Below are 14,897 nucleotides of genomic sequence, written 5' to 3' on the forward strand. Positions count from 1 at the left end.
GCGGCATGCAGGCCATCCTTGCGGTCACGATCCCCTTCTTCGCGCTGGTGCTGGCCGGCTACCTGGCCGCGCGCCGGCATGTGCTGCCGGAGTCGGCGATCCCGGGGCTCAACGCCTTCGTGCTCTATTTCGCGCTGCCCTGCATGTTGTTCCGCTTCGGCATGAACACGCCGGTGCTGCAGCTGCTGAACCCCTTCGTCCTGGGCGTCTATGTCGCGTGTGCGCTGGTGATCGTGTTCTTCACGATCGCGGTCACCTGGCACGAGCCGGTCGGGCTGAAGGATGCGGCCTTCGGCGCGTTGGTCGCGGCATTCCCGAACACCGGTTTCATGGGCGTGCCGCTGCTGGTGGCGCTGCTGGGCGATGCGGCGGCGGGCCCGGTGATCTGCACCGTGCTGGCGGACCTGTTCGTCACCAGTTCGCTGTGCATCGCGCTCGCGCAGGCGCACGGTGCGACGCACGCCGGCGAGCCGCGCAACGCGCGCGCCGCGCTGGCGCGGGCCTTGAAGGGCGCGCTGTCGAACCCGCTGCCGTGGTCGATCGCGCTCGGCGCGCTGTTCTCGGTCTTCAGCATCCGCCTGAGCGGCCCCGTCGACGTCGTCGTGCGCATGCTGGCCGACGCGGCGAGCCCGGTCGCGCTGTTCACGATCGGCGCGGTGCTGCACCGCGCCGAGCAGCATGACCACAGCCGCACGCCGGTGGCGCGCTTCCTGCCGGTGGCGCTGATCAAGCTCTTCGTGCATCCGCTGCTGGTGCTGGCCGCCGGCAGCGCCGCGCGCCAGCTCGGCGCCCCTCTGTCGAGCTTCCAGCTGCTGGTGCTGACCCTGGCCGCCGCGCTGCCCAGCGCCAGCAACGTATCGCTGCTGGCCGAGCGCTACGGCGCCGACAACGGCCGCATCGCGCGCATCATCATGAGCTCCACCGCGCTGGCCTTCGTCAGCTTCTCGGGGCTGGCCTGGCTGCTCGTCGGTCGTTGATCGGGGCCGTCATATTGCCAACGGATCGACGTCGATCGCCCAGCGCGCCAGGCCCTTGTGCGCGGCGCGCAGCGCGTGCAGGCGCGGCAGCCAGTCGGCGAGCAGGCGCTGCAGCCGCGCGCGCGATGCGGACTCGACGAGCATCTGCACACGCTCGATGCCGGCCACCTTCGCGACGCTCGCCGGCACCGGCGGGTAGACGGTGACGGCGCCGGCGGCATCGAGCTCGCCGGCAGCCGCGGCGGCGGCCTGCAGGAACGCGGTCGCGATCGCGGCATCGCGCGCCTCGGCGCGCAGCAGCGCGAGGTGGCTGAACGGCGGCAGGCCGGCGGCCTCGCGCTCGGCGAGCTGGCTGGCGGCGAAGGCCGCGAAGTCGTGGCGCTTCAGGGCCGCGTACAACGGGTGTTGGGGATGCCAGGTCTGCACCCAGACCTCGCTGCGCGCGGCCGCCTCGGCATCGCGGCCGGCGCGGCCGGCGGCCTGCATCAGCAGCGCGAACAGGCGCTCCGGCGCGCGGAAGTCGCTGGCGAAGAGCGCCGCATCGGGGCTGACCGCCACCACCAGCGTGATGCGCCGGAAGTCGTGGCCCTTGGTGACCATCTGCGTGCCGACCAGCACGTCGACCTCGCCGGCATGCACCTCGGCGAGCCGGCTTTCGAGCTGCCCCTTGCCACGCGCCGAATCGGCATCGATGCGTGCGATGCGCGCGCCGGGCAGCGCCTCGGCCAGCTGCTCCTCGAGCTTCTCGGTGCCGCGGCCGATCGGTGCGATGTCGAGGTTGCCGCAGTCTGGACAGGCGCGCGGCACGCGTTCGCTGAAGCCGCAGTGGTGGCAGCGCAGCGTGCGTTCGCGCTTGTGGAAGACACGCCACGCGCTGCAGTGCGGGCAGCCGCTCTTCCAGCCGCAATCGGCGCAGTGCAGCACGGGTGCGTAGCCGCGGCGGTTCAGGAAGACGAGGCTCTGCTCGCCGCGCTCGAGCCGCTCGCGCAGCGACTGCAGCACCAGCGGCGCCAGCACGATCGGCGCCTCGTCGACCTTGCCGGAGGGCCGTGGCAGCACGCCCATGTCGAACAGCCGCACCCGCGGCAGCGCGCCGCCGCCGATGCGCAGCGCCAGCGGCACCGAGCGGTAGCGGCCCTGCAGAGCGCGCTGCCAGGTCTCGAGCGAGGGCGTCGCCGAGCCCAGGATCACCGGCAACCGCTCGAGGTGGCCGCGGTAGACCGCGAGGTCGCGCGCCGAGTAGCGCGCGCCCTCCTGCTGCTTGTAGGACGGGTCGTGTTCCTCGTCGACGACGATCAGCCCCAGCCGCGGCAGCGGCGCGAAGACGGCGAGCCGCGTGCCCAGCACGATGTCCGCTTCGCCCAGCAGCGCGGCAAGCCAGTGCGACAGGCGCTGCGCCGGCGTCAGCGCGCTGTGCATCGCGACCAGGCGCCGGCCCGGGAAGCGGGCCGCGAAGCGCGCCTCGAGCTGCGGCGTCAGGTTGATCTCCGGCACCAGCACCAGCGCCTGCCGGCCGTCGGCCAGCACGCGCTCGGCCGCGCGCAGGTAGACCTCGGTCTTGCCGCTGCCGGTGACGCCGTGCAGCAGCATCGGCGCCGGCTGCGGCTCGGCGCGCAGCGCATCGAAGACCGCCAGCGCGGCCTGCTGCTCGTCAGCCAGCGCCGGCCGCTCGACCGGCGGCGGCACGTCCGGTTGCTGCGCGGCCGCGTCCTTCGTCTGTTCGCGGGCCCAGCGCTTCACGAGGCGCGCCTGCCGCTTCGCAAGCCCGGGCGCATCCAGCTTGCGCAGCTCGGGCGGCAGCACCGACAGCGCCAATTCACCGATCCCGCGCTGGTAGTAAGCGGAGGCAAATTCGGCGAGCGCCAGCCACGCCGGCGGCAGTGGCGGCAGGCCGTCGAAGGCCGCGCCGATCGCGCGCAAGGCAGCGACGTCGATCAGCTCGGCGTCGGCGTTGTGGCCCCGGTTCCAGACGATGCCCAGCACCTCGCGCCGGCCCAGCGGCACGCGCACCAGGCTGCCCGGCGCGAGCGGGTGCTCACTGAGGTAGTCGAGCGCCGCGCCGAGGCCGCTGTGCTGCGGCGTCTCGACGACGACGGCAAGGCGCTGGGCGCTTGTCAAGCCCCGCCCTCACCACACCTCGGTACGCACCGAGGATCAACATCAAGAACAGAACCTAAGTACATGATTGGAAACGAGTTTTCCAACTGTCCCCGCGTTCTGTGGATAACTTTGTGGGAAAGCTGGCAGCGGACGCGCTAAGTGCTTGATCCAGCGGGCTTCGCCTCGCTTTGCCCAATTTCGGGGCAGCCTGCAAAACTTCTTATGAATCAAGCACTTGCCACGTACTTGCGCAATTCTTCATGGTGCGTTGCGGCGACGCCGCACGGCGGGCCTCGGAAGCCGGTTGATGGGGATAAGTCAAGCCCTGAGTGCTTACTTACCCATCGCCGGACAGCGAATTCATATGCGGGTCAACCCGGTTGCCGCAGCGTTCGCGAATGGGCATGCACGGCCTCGACGAGCGCGGCGACATGCTCGGGTGGCGTGTGCTGGTTGATGCCGTGGCCCAGGTTGAACACATGGCCGCCCCAGCGGCCGTCCGCGCGCCGCGGCGCGCCGAAGCTGTCGAGCACCGCGCGCGCCTCGGCGGCCACCGCGTCCGGCGTCGAGAACAGCACCATCGGATCGAGGTTGCCCTGCAGCGCGACGGCATCGTCGACGCGGCGCCGCGCGGCGCCCAGGTCGCAGGTCCAGTCGAGGCCAACGACGTCGGCGCCGCACTGCGCGATGGCCTCCAGCCACAGGCCGCCGCCCTTGGTGAAGACAATCGCCGGCACGCGCTGGCCGTCGTGCTCGCGCTTGAGTTGCGCGACCACGCGCCGGGTGTAGGCGAGGCTGAACTGCTGGAAGGCCCGGTGCTCGAGCACGCCGCCCCATGAGTCGAAGACCATCACCGCCTGCGCACCGGCGTCGATCTGGGCGTTGAGGTACGCGGCCACCGCGTCGGCGGTGATCGCCAGCATGCGGTGCATCAGGTCCGGCCGCGCATAGAGCAGGGTCTTGACCTGGCGGTAGTCGTCCGAGCCGGCGCCTTCGACCATGTAGCAGGCCAGCGTCCACGGGCTGCCGGCAAAGCCGATCAGCGGCACGCGGCCGTCGAGCGCGCGACGGATCGACGACACCGCGTCAAAGACGTAACGCAGCTTCTCCAGTGGCGGCACCGCCAGCGATGCCACCGCGGCTTCGTCGCGCACCGGGTGCGCGAAGCGCGGGCCTTCCCCCGCCGCGAAGCTCAGGCCCAGACCCATCGCATCGGGCACGGTGAGGATGTCGGAGAACAGGATCGCCGCGTCGAGCGGAAAGCGCTCCAGCGGCTGCAGCGTGACCTCGGTGGCGAAGTCGGGGTTGGTCGCCAGCCCCATGAAGCTGCCGGCGCGGGCGCGGGTCGCGTTGTACTCCGGCAGGTAGCGCCCGGCCTGGCGCATCAGCCACAGCGGGGTGTAGTCGGTCGGCTGGCGCAGGCAGGCGCGCAGGAAGGTGTCGTTCTGGAGCGGCGCGGGCATCGGTGGATTATCGGCCGACAGACCCCCACGTCCGATGGACGGGCAGCACCGCGACGGTGCAACGCCTGCGTGATAAGGTGCCCGCGCACCATCCACCTTCACCGAGGACTTCAGCCATGGACGCGAGCGCCAGCGAACCCGAGGACGGCGATGTGATCGAGCGCATCGCGGCGCTCTACCGCGAGCATGGCAGTCGGCCCTACGACGGCGGCCGGCGCGAATCGGTGACGGCACTGGAGCACGCGTTGCAATGTGCGCAGCTGGCCGAATGGGCCGGCGCCGAGCCTTCGCTGGTCGCCGCCGCGCTGCTGCACGACATCGGCGACTTCATCACGCCGACCAGCGACACCGACGACAACCGCCACGAGCTGCGCGCGCAGGAGGTGCTCGGCGACGGTTTCGGTCCCGAGGTGCTGGAGCCGATCCGGCTGCACGTGGCCGCCAAGCGCTACCTGGTGGCCACCGACGCCGACTACGCGGCGAAGCTGTCGCCGGCGTCGCAGTTGTCGCTGTCGCTGCAGGGCGGGCCGATGACGGCCGAGGAGCGCCAGCGCTTCGAGGACGAGGACTTCGCGCCCCAGGCGCTGCTGCTGCGGCGCTGGGACGATGCGGCGAAGACGCCGGGCAAGCAGACGCCATCGCTCGACTACTACCTCGTGCTGCTGCAGGAGCTGCGCGAGCAGCGCCGGCCGGCGCGGCGGCGCACGGTGGTCGGCGCGCTGGACGCCTGAGCCGCCCGGGTCACCAGCGCTGCACGGGCACCGCTGCGTCGGGCAGGGGCTCGTGGCGCAGCCAGCCCTGCAGCAGCGGCTCGCCGCCTTCGGGCTGCGCCCAGTCCCACAGCAGTTCCGGCGGCACGACCCGCGTGCCGTCCGGCGCGCCCGGCAGCAGCCGTGCGAGCTCGATCACGAACTGCGCGACCTTGGCGGCCCGCAGCGGCTGCTCGCGCTGCGGCACCATCCAGTGCAGCTGCGCGAGCAGCGCCCGGCCCAGGCGCTGCAAGCGGCTGAAGTGAGCGTCATCGCCGGCTGTACCGGCGCGTGTCGGCCGCACGATCAGCAGCTGGTCGAAGCCCAGCGCGGCGACCGCCTGCTCGTCCAGCGACGCGAGGCCGCGCTTCAGCGCCTCCGGCAGCAGCGCCGGTGCATGCGGCAGCACGACCAGCAGCCGCCGCACGCCTGCATCGCGCAGCCAGCCGGCCAGGCGCGGCAGCAGCGACGGTGGAGGCCGCAGGAAGGCGGCCTCGCGGCCATGCGCGGAGGCGTCGCGGTCGAAGACGATCAGTGCCGTCGACGGCACCGGGGAGGCGATCGGCGGCAGCGCATCGAGCGCCTCGTCCACGCCCAGCACCCGCAGGCCCTGCAGCGTGACGTCGATCGGTCGCGTCACCAGTGCCGTCACCGGCGCCCAGTGCGCCAGCCCCAGCGCGCGCTCCAGGATCGCCGAGCCGAGCGGCCCGCCTGCTCCGGCGATCAGCAGGCCTTCACGCGCAGCCGGGCGTACCGGCTCCGCGGCGCCGCTGCGCAGCGCATGGATCAGCCAGGACATCCAGCACGGTGGCGCACGGCGCCCGCGGGCGACGGGCCTGCGCTCACGCGCACTTGCGCACGACCACGCTGCCCACCGAGTAGCCGGCGCCGAAGGAGCAGATCAGGCCGAGATCACCCGCCTTGAGGTCCGAGCGGTGCTGGTGGAACGCGATGATCGAGCCGGCCGACGCGGTGTTCGCGTACTCGTCGAGGATCAGCGGCGCGACATCCGGCCCGGCCTCGGTGCCGACCAGCCTCTTCATCACCAGCAGGTTCATGCCGAGGTTGGCCTGGTGCAGCCAGTAGCGGCGCACCTGCGTCGTCTCGATCCCCAGCCCGCCGAGGTGGCCCTCGATGTGCGCGGAGGCCAGCGGCACGACTTCCTTGAACACCTTGCGGCCCTCCTGGCGGAAGGTCTTGTCGCGCGCGTCGGGATCGGTGTCCTCGCAGCGGTTCAGGAAGCCGGCGTTGTTGCGGATGTGGTTCGAGAACTGCGTCGCGAGCTTGGTGCCGAGCACCTCCCAGCGTTCGCTCGCCACCGCGTCGTCGTCGCGCTCGATGACGATCGCGGTGCAGACGTCGCCGAAGATGAAGTGGCAGTCGCGGTCGCGCCACTCGAGGTGCGCCGAGGTGATCTCCGGGTTGACGATCAGCGCGCACCGGGCAGTGCCGGCACGCACCGCATTGACCGCCTGCTCGATCGCGAAGGTCGCCGAGGAGCAGGCGACGTTCATGTCGAAGCCGTAGCCCTGCGCGCCGAGCGCCTGCTGGATCTCCACCGCCATCGCCGGGTAGGCGCGCTGCATGTTGGCCGCGGCGCAGAACACCGCGTCGACGTCCGCGCCGCTGCGGCCCGCCTGCGCCAGCGCCTGCTTCGCGGCATCGACGGCGATCTCGGCCATCAGCGACAGGTCCTCGTCGGCGCGCGGCGCGATGCGCGGCTTCATGCGCGTGGGGTCGAGCACGCCGGACTTGTCGATCACGTAGCGCTGCTTGATGCCCGAGGCCTTCTCGATGAACTCGACGCTCGAGCCGACCATCGCCTCGACCTCGCCGGCGGCGATGCGCGCCGCGTTCTTCTGGTTCTGCAACGCGGCGTAGGCATTGAAGGCCTCGACGAGCTCGGCGTTGCTGATGACGTGCGGCGGGCGGTACAGGCCGGTGCCGGTGATGACGACGCGGGTCATGGGGAGTCTCCCGGGGAAGGCGCGCCGCGCGGCATGCGCGGCGGCGGCAGGCCTGCACTGTAGGCACGCCCGCCCGCTGGTGGTAGAGGACTGTCCCTCTCGGGACAAACGCGCCGGGGCGCCGCCCTGGGCGCCGGATGCCGGCGCCGCGCCAGGCGCTGCACGCGATGCGGCGCGTTCAAAAAGCACGACGCCCGCGCAGGGCGGGCGTCGACACGGTCACTGCGCCGCGGGGCGCAGATCGCGGTTCACTTCTTGCGCAGCTTGGCGATCGCCGCGATCTGCGCGGCCATCATCGCGAACTCGCTCTGCGCACGGGCGAAGTCGATGTCGCTCTTGGCGTTCTTCATCGCTTCCTCGGCCAGCTTCTTCGCCTCGTTGGCCTTGGCCTCGTCGAGGTCATGGCCGCGGATCGCGGTGTCGGCCAGCACGGTCACCGTGCCCGGCTGCACCTCGAGGATGCCGCCGGCGACGAAGACGAACTCTTCCTCGCCGTTGTCGGCCCGCTCGATGCGCACCGCGCCCGGCTTGATGCGGGTGATCAGCGGCGTGTGGCGCGGCAGGATGCCGAGCTCGCCGTTCTCGCCCGGCAGCGCGACGAACTTGGCCTCGCCCGAGAAGATCTGCTCTTCCGCGCTGACCACGTCGACGTGAATGGTTGCCATCGGTTATTCCTCAGGTGAAGGCGTTCAGGAACCGGGGCGGTTATTGAATCTTCTTCGCCTTCTCGAACGCCTCGTCGATGGTGCCGACCATGTAGAACGCCTGCTCGGGCAGGTGGTCGCATTCGCCGGCGACGATCATCTTGAAGCCGCGGATGGTTTCCTTCAGCGGCACGTACTTGCCCGGCGTGCCGGTGAACACCTCGGCGACGTGGAAGGGCTGCGACAGGAAGCGCTGGATCTTGCGCGCGCGGGCCACGGCCAGCTTGTCTTCCGGCGACAGCTCGTCCATGCCCAGGATCGCGATGATGTCGCGCAGCTCGCGGTAACGCTGCAGCGTGCCCTGCACGGCGCGCGTCGTCGAGTAGTGCTCTTCGCCGACGACGTTCGGGTCGATCTGGCGCGAGGTCGAGTCGAGCGGGTCGACCGCCGGGTAGATGCCCAGCGCGGCGATGTCACGCGACAGCACGACGGTCGAGTCCAGGTGGGCGAAGGTCGTCGCGGGCGACGGGTCGGTCAGGTCGTCCGCCGGCACGTACACGGCCTGGATCGAGGTGATCGAGCCGACCTTGGTCGACGTGATGCGCTCCTGCAGGCGGCCCATTTCCTCGGCCAGCGTCGGCTGGTAGCCCACCGCGGACGGCATGCGGCCCAGCAGCGCGGACACTTCGGTGCCGGCCAGCGTGTAGCGGTAGATGTTGTCGACGAAGAACAGCACGTCGCGGCCCTCGTCGCGGAACGACTCGGCGATCGTCAGGCCGGTCAGCGCCACGCGCAGGCGGTTGCCCGGGGGCTCGTTCATCTGGCCGTAGACCATCGCGACCTTCGACTGGCTCAGGTCCTCCTGGACGACGACCTTCGAGTCCGACATCTCGTGGTAGAAGTCGTTGCCCTCGCGGGTGCGCTCGCCGACGCCGGCGAACACCGACAGGCCCGAGTGCGCCTTCGCGATGTTGTTGATGAGCTCCATCATGTTGACGGTCTTGCCGACGCCGGCGCCGCCGAACAGGCCCACCTTGCCGCCCTTGGCGAACGGGCAGATCAGGTCGATCACCTTGATGCCGGTCTCGAGCAGCTCCTGCGACGGCGACAGCTCGTCGTAGGCGGGCGCCTTGCGGTGGATCGGGGCGGTCAGGGTCTGGTCGACCGGGCCGCGCTCGTCGATCGGATTGCCCAGCACGTCCATGATGCGGCCGAGCGTCGCCTTGCCGACCGGCACGGTGATGTTGGCGCCGGTGTTGCTGACCATCAGCCCGCGGCGCAGGCCGTCGGACGAGCCCAGCGCGATCGTGCGCACGATGCCGTCGCCGAGCTGCTGCTGCACCTCGAGCGTCAGCGCCGAGCCTTCGAGCTTGAGCGCGTCGTACACGCGCGGCATGCTGTCGCGCGGGAATTCGACGTCCACGACGGCGCCGATGCACTGAACGATCTTGCCCTGTGCTTGCTGCGTGTTAGCCATTGTCTTGATCCTTCAAACAGTATTCGTTGCGTGCGGCCGCGTCGCCTGAGCGTTAGCCACTGATGGCGGCCGCGCCGCCGACGATCTCGGACAGTTCCTTCGTGATGGCCGCCTGGCGGGTCTTGTTGTAGACCAGCTTCAGCTCGGCGATCAGGTTGCCGGCGTTGTCCGTCGCAGCCTTCATCGCGACCATGCGCGCCGACTGCTCCGAGGCCATGTTCTCGGCCACCGCCTGGTAGACCAGCGCCTCGATGTAGCGCGTCAGCAGGTCCTCGATGACGGTCGCGGCGTCCGGCTCGTACAGGTAGTCCCAGCCGTACTGCGCCTTCTCGGCGGCCGACTGCTCCAGGCGCGCGGGCGCCAGTGGCAGCAGCTGCTCGACCACCGGCTCCTGGTTCATCGTGTTGATGAACTTGGTGTAGCAGACGTAGACCGCGTCGAGCTTGCCTTCGGTGAACGCGTCCAGCATCACCTTGACCGGGCCGATCAGCTTGTCGAGCTGCGGCTTGTCGCCGAGCTGCGTGACGTGGCTCAGCACCTTGACGCCGATGCGGTTCAGGAAGCCGTTGCCCTTGTTGCCGATCGCCACCGCGTGCGCCGAAACGCCGGCCGCCTGCAGCTCGCGCATCTTGGTCGTCACCGCGCGCAGCACGTTGGTGTTCAGGCCGCCGCAGAGGCCCTTGTCCGTCGTGACCACGATGAAGCCGACCGCCTTCGCGCCCTGGCCTTCGGCCGTCTTGCGCAGGTACGCCGACTTGTACTCGGGGTTGGCCTGCGACAGGTTGGCGGCGATGTTGCGGATCTTGTCGGCATAAGGGCGGGCCGCACGCATGCGGTCCTGCGCCTTGCGCATCTTCGACGCCGCGACCATCTCCATGGCCTTGGTGATCTTCTTCGTGTTCTCGAAGCTCTTGATCTTGCCGCGTATCTCTTTTCCGACCGCCATGACGGTGCTCCTTGTCTAGGCGTGCGGAATCAGGCGAACGACTTCTTGAACGCGCCGATCGCGGCGGTGAGTTCCTCTTCGGCGGCCTTGTCCATCGCCTTGTCGTTCTCGAGCTTGGCCAGCAGCGCGGCGTGGCTCGACTTCAGGTGCTGGTGCAGGCCGTGCTCGAACGACAGGATCTTCTTGACGTCGACGTCGTCCATGAAGCCCTTGTTGACGGCGAACAGCGTCGCGCCCATCAGGCTGATCGGCAGCGGCGAGTACTGCGCCTGTTTCAGCAGTTCGGTCACGCGGGCACCGCGGTCCAGCTGCTTGCGGGTGGCGTCGTCGAGGTCCGACGCGAACTGCGCGAAGGCCGCCAGCTCGCGGTACTGCGCCAGGTCGGTACGGATGCCGCCCGACAGGCCCTTGATCAGCTTGGTCTGCGCGGCGCCGCCGACGCGGGACACCGAGATACCGGCGTTGATCGCGGGACGGATGCCGGCGTTGAACAGCGCGGTCTCCAGGAAGATCTGGCCGTCGGTGATCGAGATCACGTTGGTCGGCACGAAGGCGGACACGTCGCCGGCCTGGGTCTCGATGATCGGCAGCGCGGTCAGCGAACCGGTCTTGCCCTTGACCTCGCCGTTGGTGAACTTCTCGACGTAGTCGGCGTTCACGCGCGCGGCACGCTCGAGCAGGCGGCTGTGCAGATAGAACACGTCGCCGGGGAAGGCTTCGCGGCCCGGCGGGCGGCGCAGCAGCAGCGAGACCTGGCGGTACGCGACGGCCTGCTTGGACAGGTCGTCATAGATGATCAGCGCATCCTGGCCGCGATCGCGGAAGTACTCGCCCATCGTGCAGCCGGAGTAGGCCGACACGTACTGCATCGCCGCCGATTCGGAGGCCGACGCGGCGACGACGATGGTGTAGTCCATCGCGCCGTTGGCTTCGAGCGCGCGCACCACGTTCTTGATCGACGACGCCTTCTGGCCGATCGCGACGTAGACGCAGGTCATGTTCTGACCCTTCTGGTTGATGATCGCGTCGATCGCCACCGCGGTCTTGCCGGTCTGGCGGTCGCCGATGATCAGCTCGCGCTGGCCGCGGCCGATCGGCACCATCGAGTCGATCGACTTCAGGCCCGTCTGCACCGGCTGCGACACCGACTGGCGCGCGATCACGCCCGGCGCGACCTTCTCGATCACGTCCGTCATCTTGGCGTTGATCGGGCCCTTGCCGTCGATCGGCTGGCCGAGCGCGTTGACGACGCGGCCGATCAGTTCCGGGCCGACCGGCACTTCCAGGATGCGGCCCGTGCACTTGACGGTGTCGCCTTCGGAGATGTGCTCGTACTCACCCAGGATCACCGCGCCGACCGAGTCGCGCTCGAGGTTCAGCGCCAGGCCGAAGGTGGGCTGGCCGCCGGGCGTGGGCGGGAACTCCAGCATTTCGCCGGCCATCGCGTCCGACAGGCCGTGCACACGCACGATGCCGTCGGTGACGGACACGACCGTGCCCTGGTTCTTGATGTCGGCCGAGGCGCCAAGGCCTTCGATGCGGCTCTTGATCAGCTCGGAAATCTCAGCGGGATTCAGTTGCATACGTTTCTCCTAAGACGACGGATGAGCGGCAGTGCTTCGCCGCGGCGTCACGCCGTCAGGGCGACCTTCATTTGTTCGAGGCGGGCCTTGACCGAGGTGTCCAGCACCTCGTCGCCGACCACCACGCGGATGCCGCCGATCAGGCCGGGGTCGAGCTCGACCCGGGCGTTGAGCTTGCGGCCGAAGCGCTTCTCGAGCGCTGCGACCGTGTCGGCCAGCGCGGCCGGCTCGATCGGGAAGGCACTCTGGATCAGCGCGTCGGAGCTGCCCGACTGCGCGTTGACCAGCGCCTTGAACTGCGCGGCGATCTCGGTCAGCGCGGCGAGGCGGCCGTTGTCGAGGACCGCCTGCACGAGGTTGCTGACCTTCGAGTCGAGCGTCAGGCCGGCGCGCGCGGCGACGGCACCGAGCACCTCGAAGACCTGCGCGGCGCTGACCTTCGGGTCGTCGGCGAGCTGGCGCAGGTCGGCGTTCGAAGCGAACTGCGCGAGCGCATCGAGCTGCTCGGCCAGTCCGACCGTCTGCGGGCCGGCCGCCTTGAACAGCGCCTCGGCGTAGGGGCGCGCGATGGTGGCGATCTCGGCCATGCTCAGAGCTCCGTCTTCAGACGGCCCAGCAGCTCGGCATGCACGCCGGCGTTGACTTCGCGCCGCAGGATCTGTTCGGCGCCCTTGATCGCGAGGCCGGCAACCTGTTCGCGCAGCGCTTCGCGCGCCTTGATGCTTTCCTGCGCGGCTTCGGCCTTGGCGGCGGCGATGATCTTCGCGCCCTCTTCGGCGGCGCGCGACTTCGCTTCCTCGACCATGGACTGCGCCAGACGCTCGGCATCGGCCAGGCGCTTGGCGGCGTCGTCCTTCGCGGACGACAGCGCGGCCTGGATCTTCTTCTCGGCGGCGGCCGAATCGGCCTTGGCCTTGTCGGCAGCCGACAGGCCGTCGGCGATCTTCTTCGCGCGCTCGTCGAGCGCGGCGATGATCGGCGGCCAGACGAACTTCATCGTGAACCAGACCAGGATCAGGAACACGATCATCTGGGCGATGAGGGTACCGTTGATGCTCACTTTGATGCCTCAATCACGGTGACGAAAGTGGTGGCCGAAGCTGCGCAGGACGGCAGTCGGCCTCCAGGAACCAGGAAGTCGGAAGGACTTACTTGGCGCCACCGGCGGCAGCAACGGCCGCAGCGATCTGGCCCAGGAACGGGTTGGCGGTGGCGAACCACAGCGCGATACCGGTGCCGATGATGAACGCCGCGTCGATCAGGCCGGCCAGCAGGAACATCTTGGTCTGCAGTTCGCCCATCAGCTCGGGCTGGCGCGCGGCCGATTCGAGGTACTTGCTGCCCATGATGCCGATGCCGATACACGCACCGACGGCGCCCAGACCGATGATCAGACCGGCGGCGAGAGCGACAAAGCTGATGACTTCCATGGATGACTCCTAGTTAGCGGTGAGGAAGAAAAGGGGAAAGGAAAACGGGACGCGTCGACAGCAGGCCGCGATCAGTGCGCGTCGTGGGCCTGGCCGATATAGACGAGGGCCAGCATCATGAACACGAAGGCCTGCAGCGTGATGATCAGGATGTGGAAGATGGCCCACGCCGTGCCGGCGATGATGTGGCCGATCATCAGGCCGATGCCGGTGGCCGACAGCGACCAGGCACCGCCCATCAGCGCGATCAGCAGGAAGATCAGTTCGCCGGCGTACATGTTGCCGAACAGTCGCATGCCGTGCGAGACGGTCTTGGCGATGAACTCGATCATCTGCATCAGGAAGTTGAAGGGGTACAGGATCACCTTGTCGCCGAAGGGCGCGGCGAACAGCTCGTGGATCCAGCCGCCCCAGCCCTTGATCTTGACGTTGTAGACCAGGCAGACGATCAGCACCGACAGCGACAGGCCCATCGTCACCGACAGGTCGGCGGTCGGCACCACGCGCAGGTAGTGCACGCCGGTCTTCTCGCCCAGCAGCGGCAGCAGATCGACCGGCAGCAGGTCCATCGCGTTCATCAGGAAGATCCAGACGAAGACGGTCAGCGCCAGCGGGGCGACGAGCTTGCGGCTCTTGGCGTTGTGCACGATGCCCTTGGCCTGGCCCTCGACGATCTCGACGAGGATCTCGATCGCGGCCTGGAAGCGGCCCGGCACGCCGGAGGTGGCGGTCTTCGCGACACGCCAGAAGATGAAGCTGCCGATCACGCCGAGCAGCACGGCGAAGAAGATCGAATCGAGGTTGAACACCGAGAAGTCGACGATAGCCGTCTGCTTCTTGTTCTGCAGGTGCGTGAGGTGGTGAACGATGTATTCACCCGCGGTCGGGGCGTGACCTTCGGCAGCCATGTGTTGGACTCTTCCCGTCTTGTCGTTACTTCCGGCGGCGCCACAGCAGCGCCACCCAATACACCTTGATGCAGAGCACCAGGCCGACCAGCAGCGCCGGCCACACCAGGTTCTGCACGATCCGGTTCGCGACGACGAGCATCACGACCGAAACGCCGATCTTCACAAGCTCCCACAACATGAAGCTGACGGCGGACGTGCCGGCAGACATGCTGGAGAACCGACTGGTCATGCCACGCGCCATCAGGCTGCCCGGCACCACCACCACGGCCGCGCCGTAAAGCGCGGACCATGCCACTTCGCTCCTGCCGGTGAACAGCCAGCCGATCAGGGCTGTCAGCACACCGACTGCGGCTTGCACCGCGACAACCCGCCAGGGAGACACCGGCGGCTCCTTCGCCCTCAGGGCCGCCGCTTGCTCGCGGGTCAGGCTCTTGAAGGGCGCGTCTGCCGCCTCATCTTCTGCATCTCGCCATCCTCGCGGCTGGCGCGGATTGCGCATGGGCCGGTCGGACATCGGGTTACGCTCGGTTTCGGCAAACCGCGGGAGTATACGTGGAAACCCCTGCCGGTCCGGCGCTGCCCGTTCGGCGAAATCACCTAAGGGGTGCGCCGCGCCTTCGCAGGTGTCCCCTCCCGCGAGCGGGATGCAC

The 14,897-nt window shown here is 69.2% G+C and carries 15 protein-coding genes; 2 read left to right on the plus strand and 13 right to left on the minus strand.

Going from position 1 to position 14,897, the window contains the following annotated elements; all coding sequences use genetic code 11:
- Positions 1-5: 5 nt before the first annotated feature.
- Positions 6-977 carry an AEC family transporter gene (locus P1K89_RS09120; RefSeq protein ID WP_284616055.1) on the plus strand — a complete coding sequence of 324 codons (972 nt, stop codon included), beginning with the start codon at positions 6-8 and terminating at the stop codon, positions 975-977.
- A gap of 9 nt (positions 978-986) precedes the next feature.
- On the opposite strand, the gene P1K89_RS09125 is transcribed toward P1K89_RS09120, so the two are convergent.
- Both P1K89_RS09125 and hemE read right to left on the minus strand, forming a co-directional pair.
- Entirely contained in the window at positions 987-3,095 is a 2,109-nt protein-coding gene (locus P1K89_RS09125; protein ID WP_284616056.1) for a primosomal protein N', read from the minus strand.
- Positions 3,096-3,448: 353 nt separating this feature from the next.
- The gene (gene hemE, locus P1K89_RS09130) at positions 3,449-4,540 is read right to left on the minus strand and encodes a uroporphyrinogen decarboxylase (protein WP_284616057.1); all 1,092 of its coding nucleotides are present in this window, start codon (positions 4,538-4,540) and stop codon (positions 3,449-3,451) included.
- Positions 4,541-4,656: 116 nt separating this feature from the next.
- Here hemE and P1K89_RS09135 point away from each other — a divergent pair, with 116 nt between their 5' ends.
- Complete coding sequence (locus tag P1K89_RS09135; RefSeq protein ID WP_284616058.1) at positions 4,657-5,271, plus strand: HD domain-containing protein; 615 nt, start codon at positions 4,657-4,659, stop codon at positions 5,269-5,271.
- A gap of 10 nt (positions 5,272-5,281) precedes the next feature.
- Here P1K89_RS09135 and P1K89_RS09140 read toward each other — a convergent pair whose 3' ends face one another.
- The 11 genes from P1K89_RS09140 to P1K89_RS09190 form a co-directional block, all read right to left on the minus strand.
- Positions 5,282-6,088: a Rossmann-fold NAD(P)-binding domain-containing protein gene (locus tag P1K89_RS09140; RefSeq protein ID WP_284616059.1), complete on the minus strand. Its 807-nt coding sequence runs from the start codon at positions 6,086-6,088 to the stop codon at positions 5,282-5,284.
- 43 nt (positions 6,089-6,131) lie between these two features.
- The gene (locus tag P1K89_RS09145) at positions 6,132-7,256 is read right to left on the minus strand and encodes a beta-ketoacyl-ACP synthase III (RefSeq protein WP_284616060.1); all 1,125 of its coding nucleotides are present in this window, start codon (positions 7,254-7,256) and stop codon (positions 6,132-6,134) included.
- Between the two features lie 248 nt (positions 7,257-7,504).
- Entirely contained in the window at positions 7,505-7,921 is a 417-nt protein-coding gene (locus P1K89_RS09150) for a F0F1 ATP synthase subunit epsilon (protein WP_284616061.1), read from the minus strand.
- 40 nt (positions 7,922-7,961) lie between these two features.
- Positions 7,962-9,377 carry a F0F1 ATP synthase subunit beta gene (gene atpD, locus P1K89_RS09155; RefSeq protein WP_284616062.1) on the minus strand — a complete coding sequence of 472 codons (1,416 nt, stop codon included), beginning with the start codon at positions 9,375-9,377 and terminating at the stop codon, positions 7,962-7,964.
- Between the two features lie 52 nt (positions 9,378-9,429).
- A complete protein-coding gene (gene atpG, locus P1K89_RS09160; RefSeq protein WP_284616063.1) occupies positions 9,430-10,323 on the minus strand; it encodes a F0F1 ATP synthase subunit gamma in 894 nt (297 codons plus the stop codon).
- A gap of 29 nt (positions 10,324-10,352) precedes the next feature.
- Positions 10,353-11,906 carry a F0F1 ATP synthase subunit alpha gene (atpA, locus tag P1K89_RS09165; protein WP_284616064.1) on the minus strand — a complete coding sequence of 518 codons (1,554 nt, stop codon included), beginning with the start codon at positions 11,904-11,906 and terminating at the stop codon, positions 10,353-10,355.
- 47 nt (positions 11,907-11,953) lie between these two features.
- Positions 11,954-12,493 carry a F0F1 ATP synthase subunit delta gene (locus P1K89_RS09170; RefSeq protein ID WP_284616065.1) on the minus strand — a complete coding sequence of 180 codons (540 nt, stop codon included), beginning with the start codon at positions 12,491-12,493 and terminating at the stop codon, positions 11,954-11,956.
- A 2-nt stretch (positions 12,494-12,495) separates the two neighbouring features.
- Complete coding sequence (locus tag P1K89_RS09175) at positions 12,496-12,966, minus strand: F0F1 ATP synthase subunit B (protein WP_284616066.1); 471 nt, start codon at positions 12,964-12,966, stop codon at positions 12,496-12,498.
- Between the two features lie 88 nt (positions 12,967-13,054).
- On the minus strand, positions 13,055-13,336 hold the full coding sequence (atpE, locus tag P1K89_RS09180; RefSeq protein ID WP_284616067.1) for a F0F1 ATP synthase subunit C: 282 nt from the start codon (positions 13,334-13,336) through the stop codon (positions 13,055-13,057).
- A 71-nt stretch (positions 13,337-13,407) separates the two neighbouring features.
- The gene (gene atpB / locus P1K89_RS09185; protein ID WP_284616068.1) at positions 13,408-14,244 is read right to left on the minus strand and encodes a F0F1 ATP synthase subunit A; all 837 of its coding nucleotides are present in this window, start codon (positions 14,242-14,244) and stop codon (positions 13,408-13,410) included.
- A 25-nt stretch (positions 14,245-14,269) separates the two neighbouring features.
- The gene (locus tag P1K89_RS09190) at positions 14,270-14,761 is read right to left on the minus strand and encodes an ATP synthase subunit I (protein WP_284616069.1); all 492 of its coding nucleotides are present in this window, start codon (positions 14,759-14,761) and stop codon (positions 14,270-14,272) included.
- Between the last annotated feature and the right edge of the window lie 136 nt (positions 14,762-14,897).

This window comes from Aquabacterium humicola, assembly GCF_030167915.1.
In the GTDB taxonomy this organism is placed as follows: Bacteria; Pseudomonadota; Gammaproteobacteria; order Burkholderiales; family Burkholderiaceae_C; genus Pseudaquabacterium; species Pseudaquabacterium humicola.

Coding starts and splice junctions, on each gene's coding strand:
- P1K89_RS09150 (WP_284616061.1), bottom strand. CDS start 7,921: ATGGCAACCATTCACGTCGACGTGGTCAGCGCGGAAGAGCAGATCTTC.
- atpA (WP_284616064.1), bottom strand. CDS start 11,906: ATGCAACTGAATCCCGCTGAGATTTCCGAGCTGATCAAGAGCCGCATC.
- P1K89_RS09170 (WP_284616065.1), bottom strand. CDS start 12,493: ATGGCCGAGATCGCCACCATCGCGCGCCCCTACGCCGAGGCGCTGTTC.
- atpD (WP_284616062.1), bottom strand. CDS start 9,377: ATGGCTAACACGCAGCAAGCACAGGGCAAGATCGTTCAGTGCATCGGC.
- atpB (WP_284616068.1), bottom strand. CDS start 14,244: ATGGCTGCCGAAGGTCACGCCCCGACCGCGGGTGAATACATCGTTCAC.
- hemE (WP_284616057.1), bottom strand. CDS start 4,540: ATGCCCGCGCCGCTCCAGAACGACACCTTCCTGCGCGCCTGCCTGCGC.
- atpE (WP_284616067.1), bottom strand. CDS start 13,336: ATGGAAGTCATCAGCTTTGTCGCTCTCGCCGCCGGTCTGATCATCGGT.
- P1K89_RS09145 (WP_284616060.1), bottom strand. CDS start 7,256: ATGACCCGCGTCGTCATCACCGGCACCGGCCTGTACCGCCCGCCGCAC.
- P1K89_RS09190 (WP_284616069.1), bottom strand. CDS start 14,761: ATGTCCGACCGGCCCATGCGCAATCCGCGCCAGCCGCGAGGATGGCGA.
- atpG (WP_284616063.1), bottom strand. CDS start 10,323: ATGGCGGTCGGAAAAGAGATACGCGGCAAGATCAAGAGCTTCGAGAAC.
- P1K89_RS09140 (WP_284616059.1), bottom strand. CDS start 6,088: ATGTCCTGGCTGATCCATGCGCTGCGCAGCGGCGCCGCGGAGCCGGTA.
- P1K89_RS09135 (WP_284616058.1), top strand. CDS start 4,657: ATGGACGCGAGCGCCAGCGAACCCGAGGACGGCGATGTGATCGAGCGC.
- P1K89_RS09120 (WP_284616055.1), top strand. CDS start 6: ATGCAGGCCATCCTTGCGGTCACGATCCCCTTCTTCGCGCTGGTGCTG.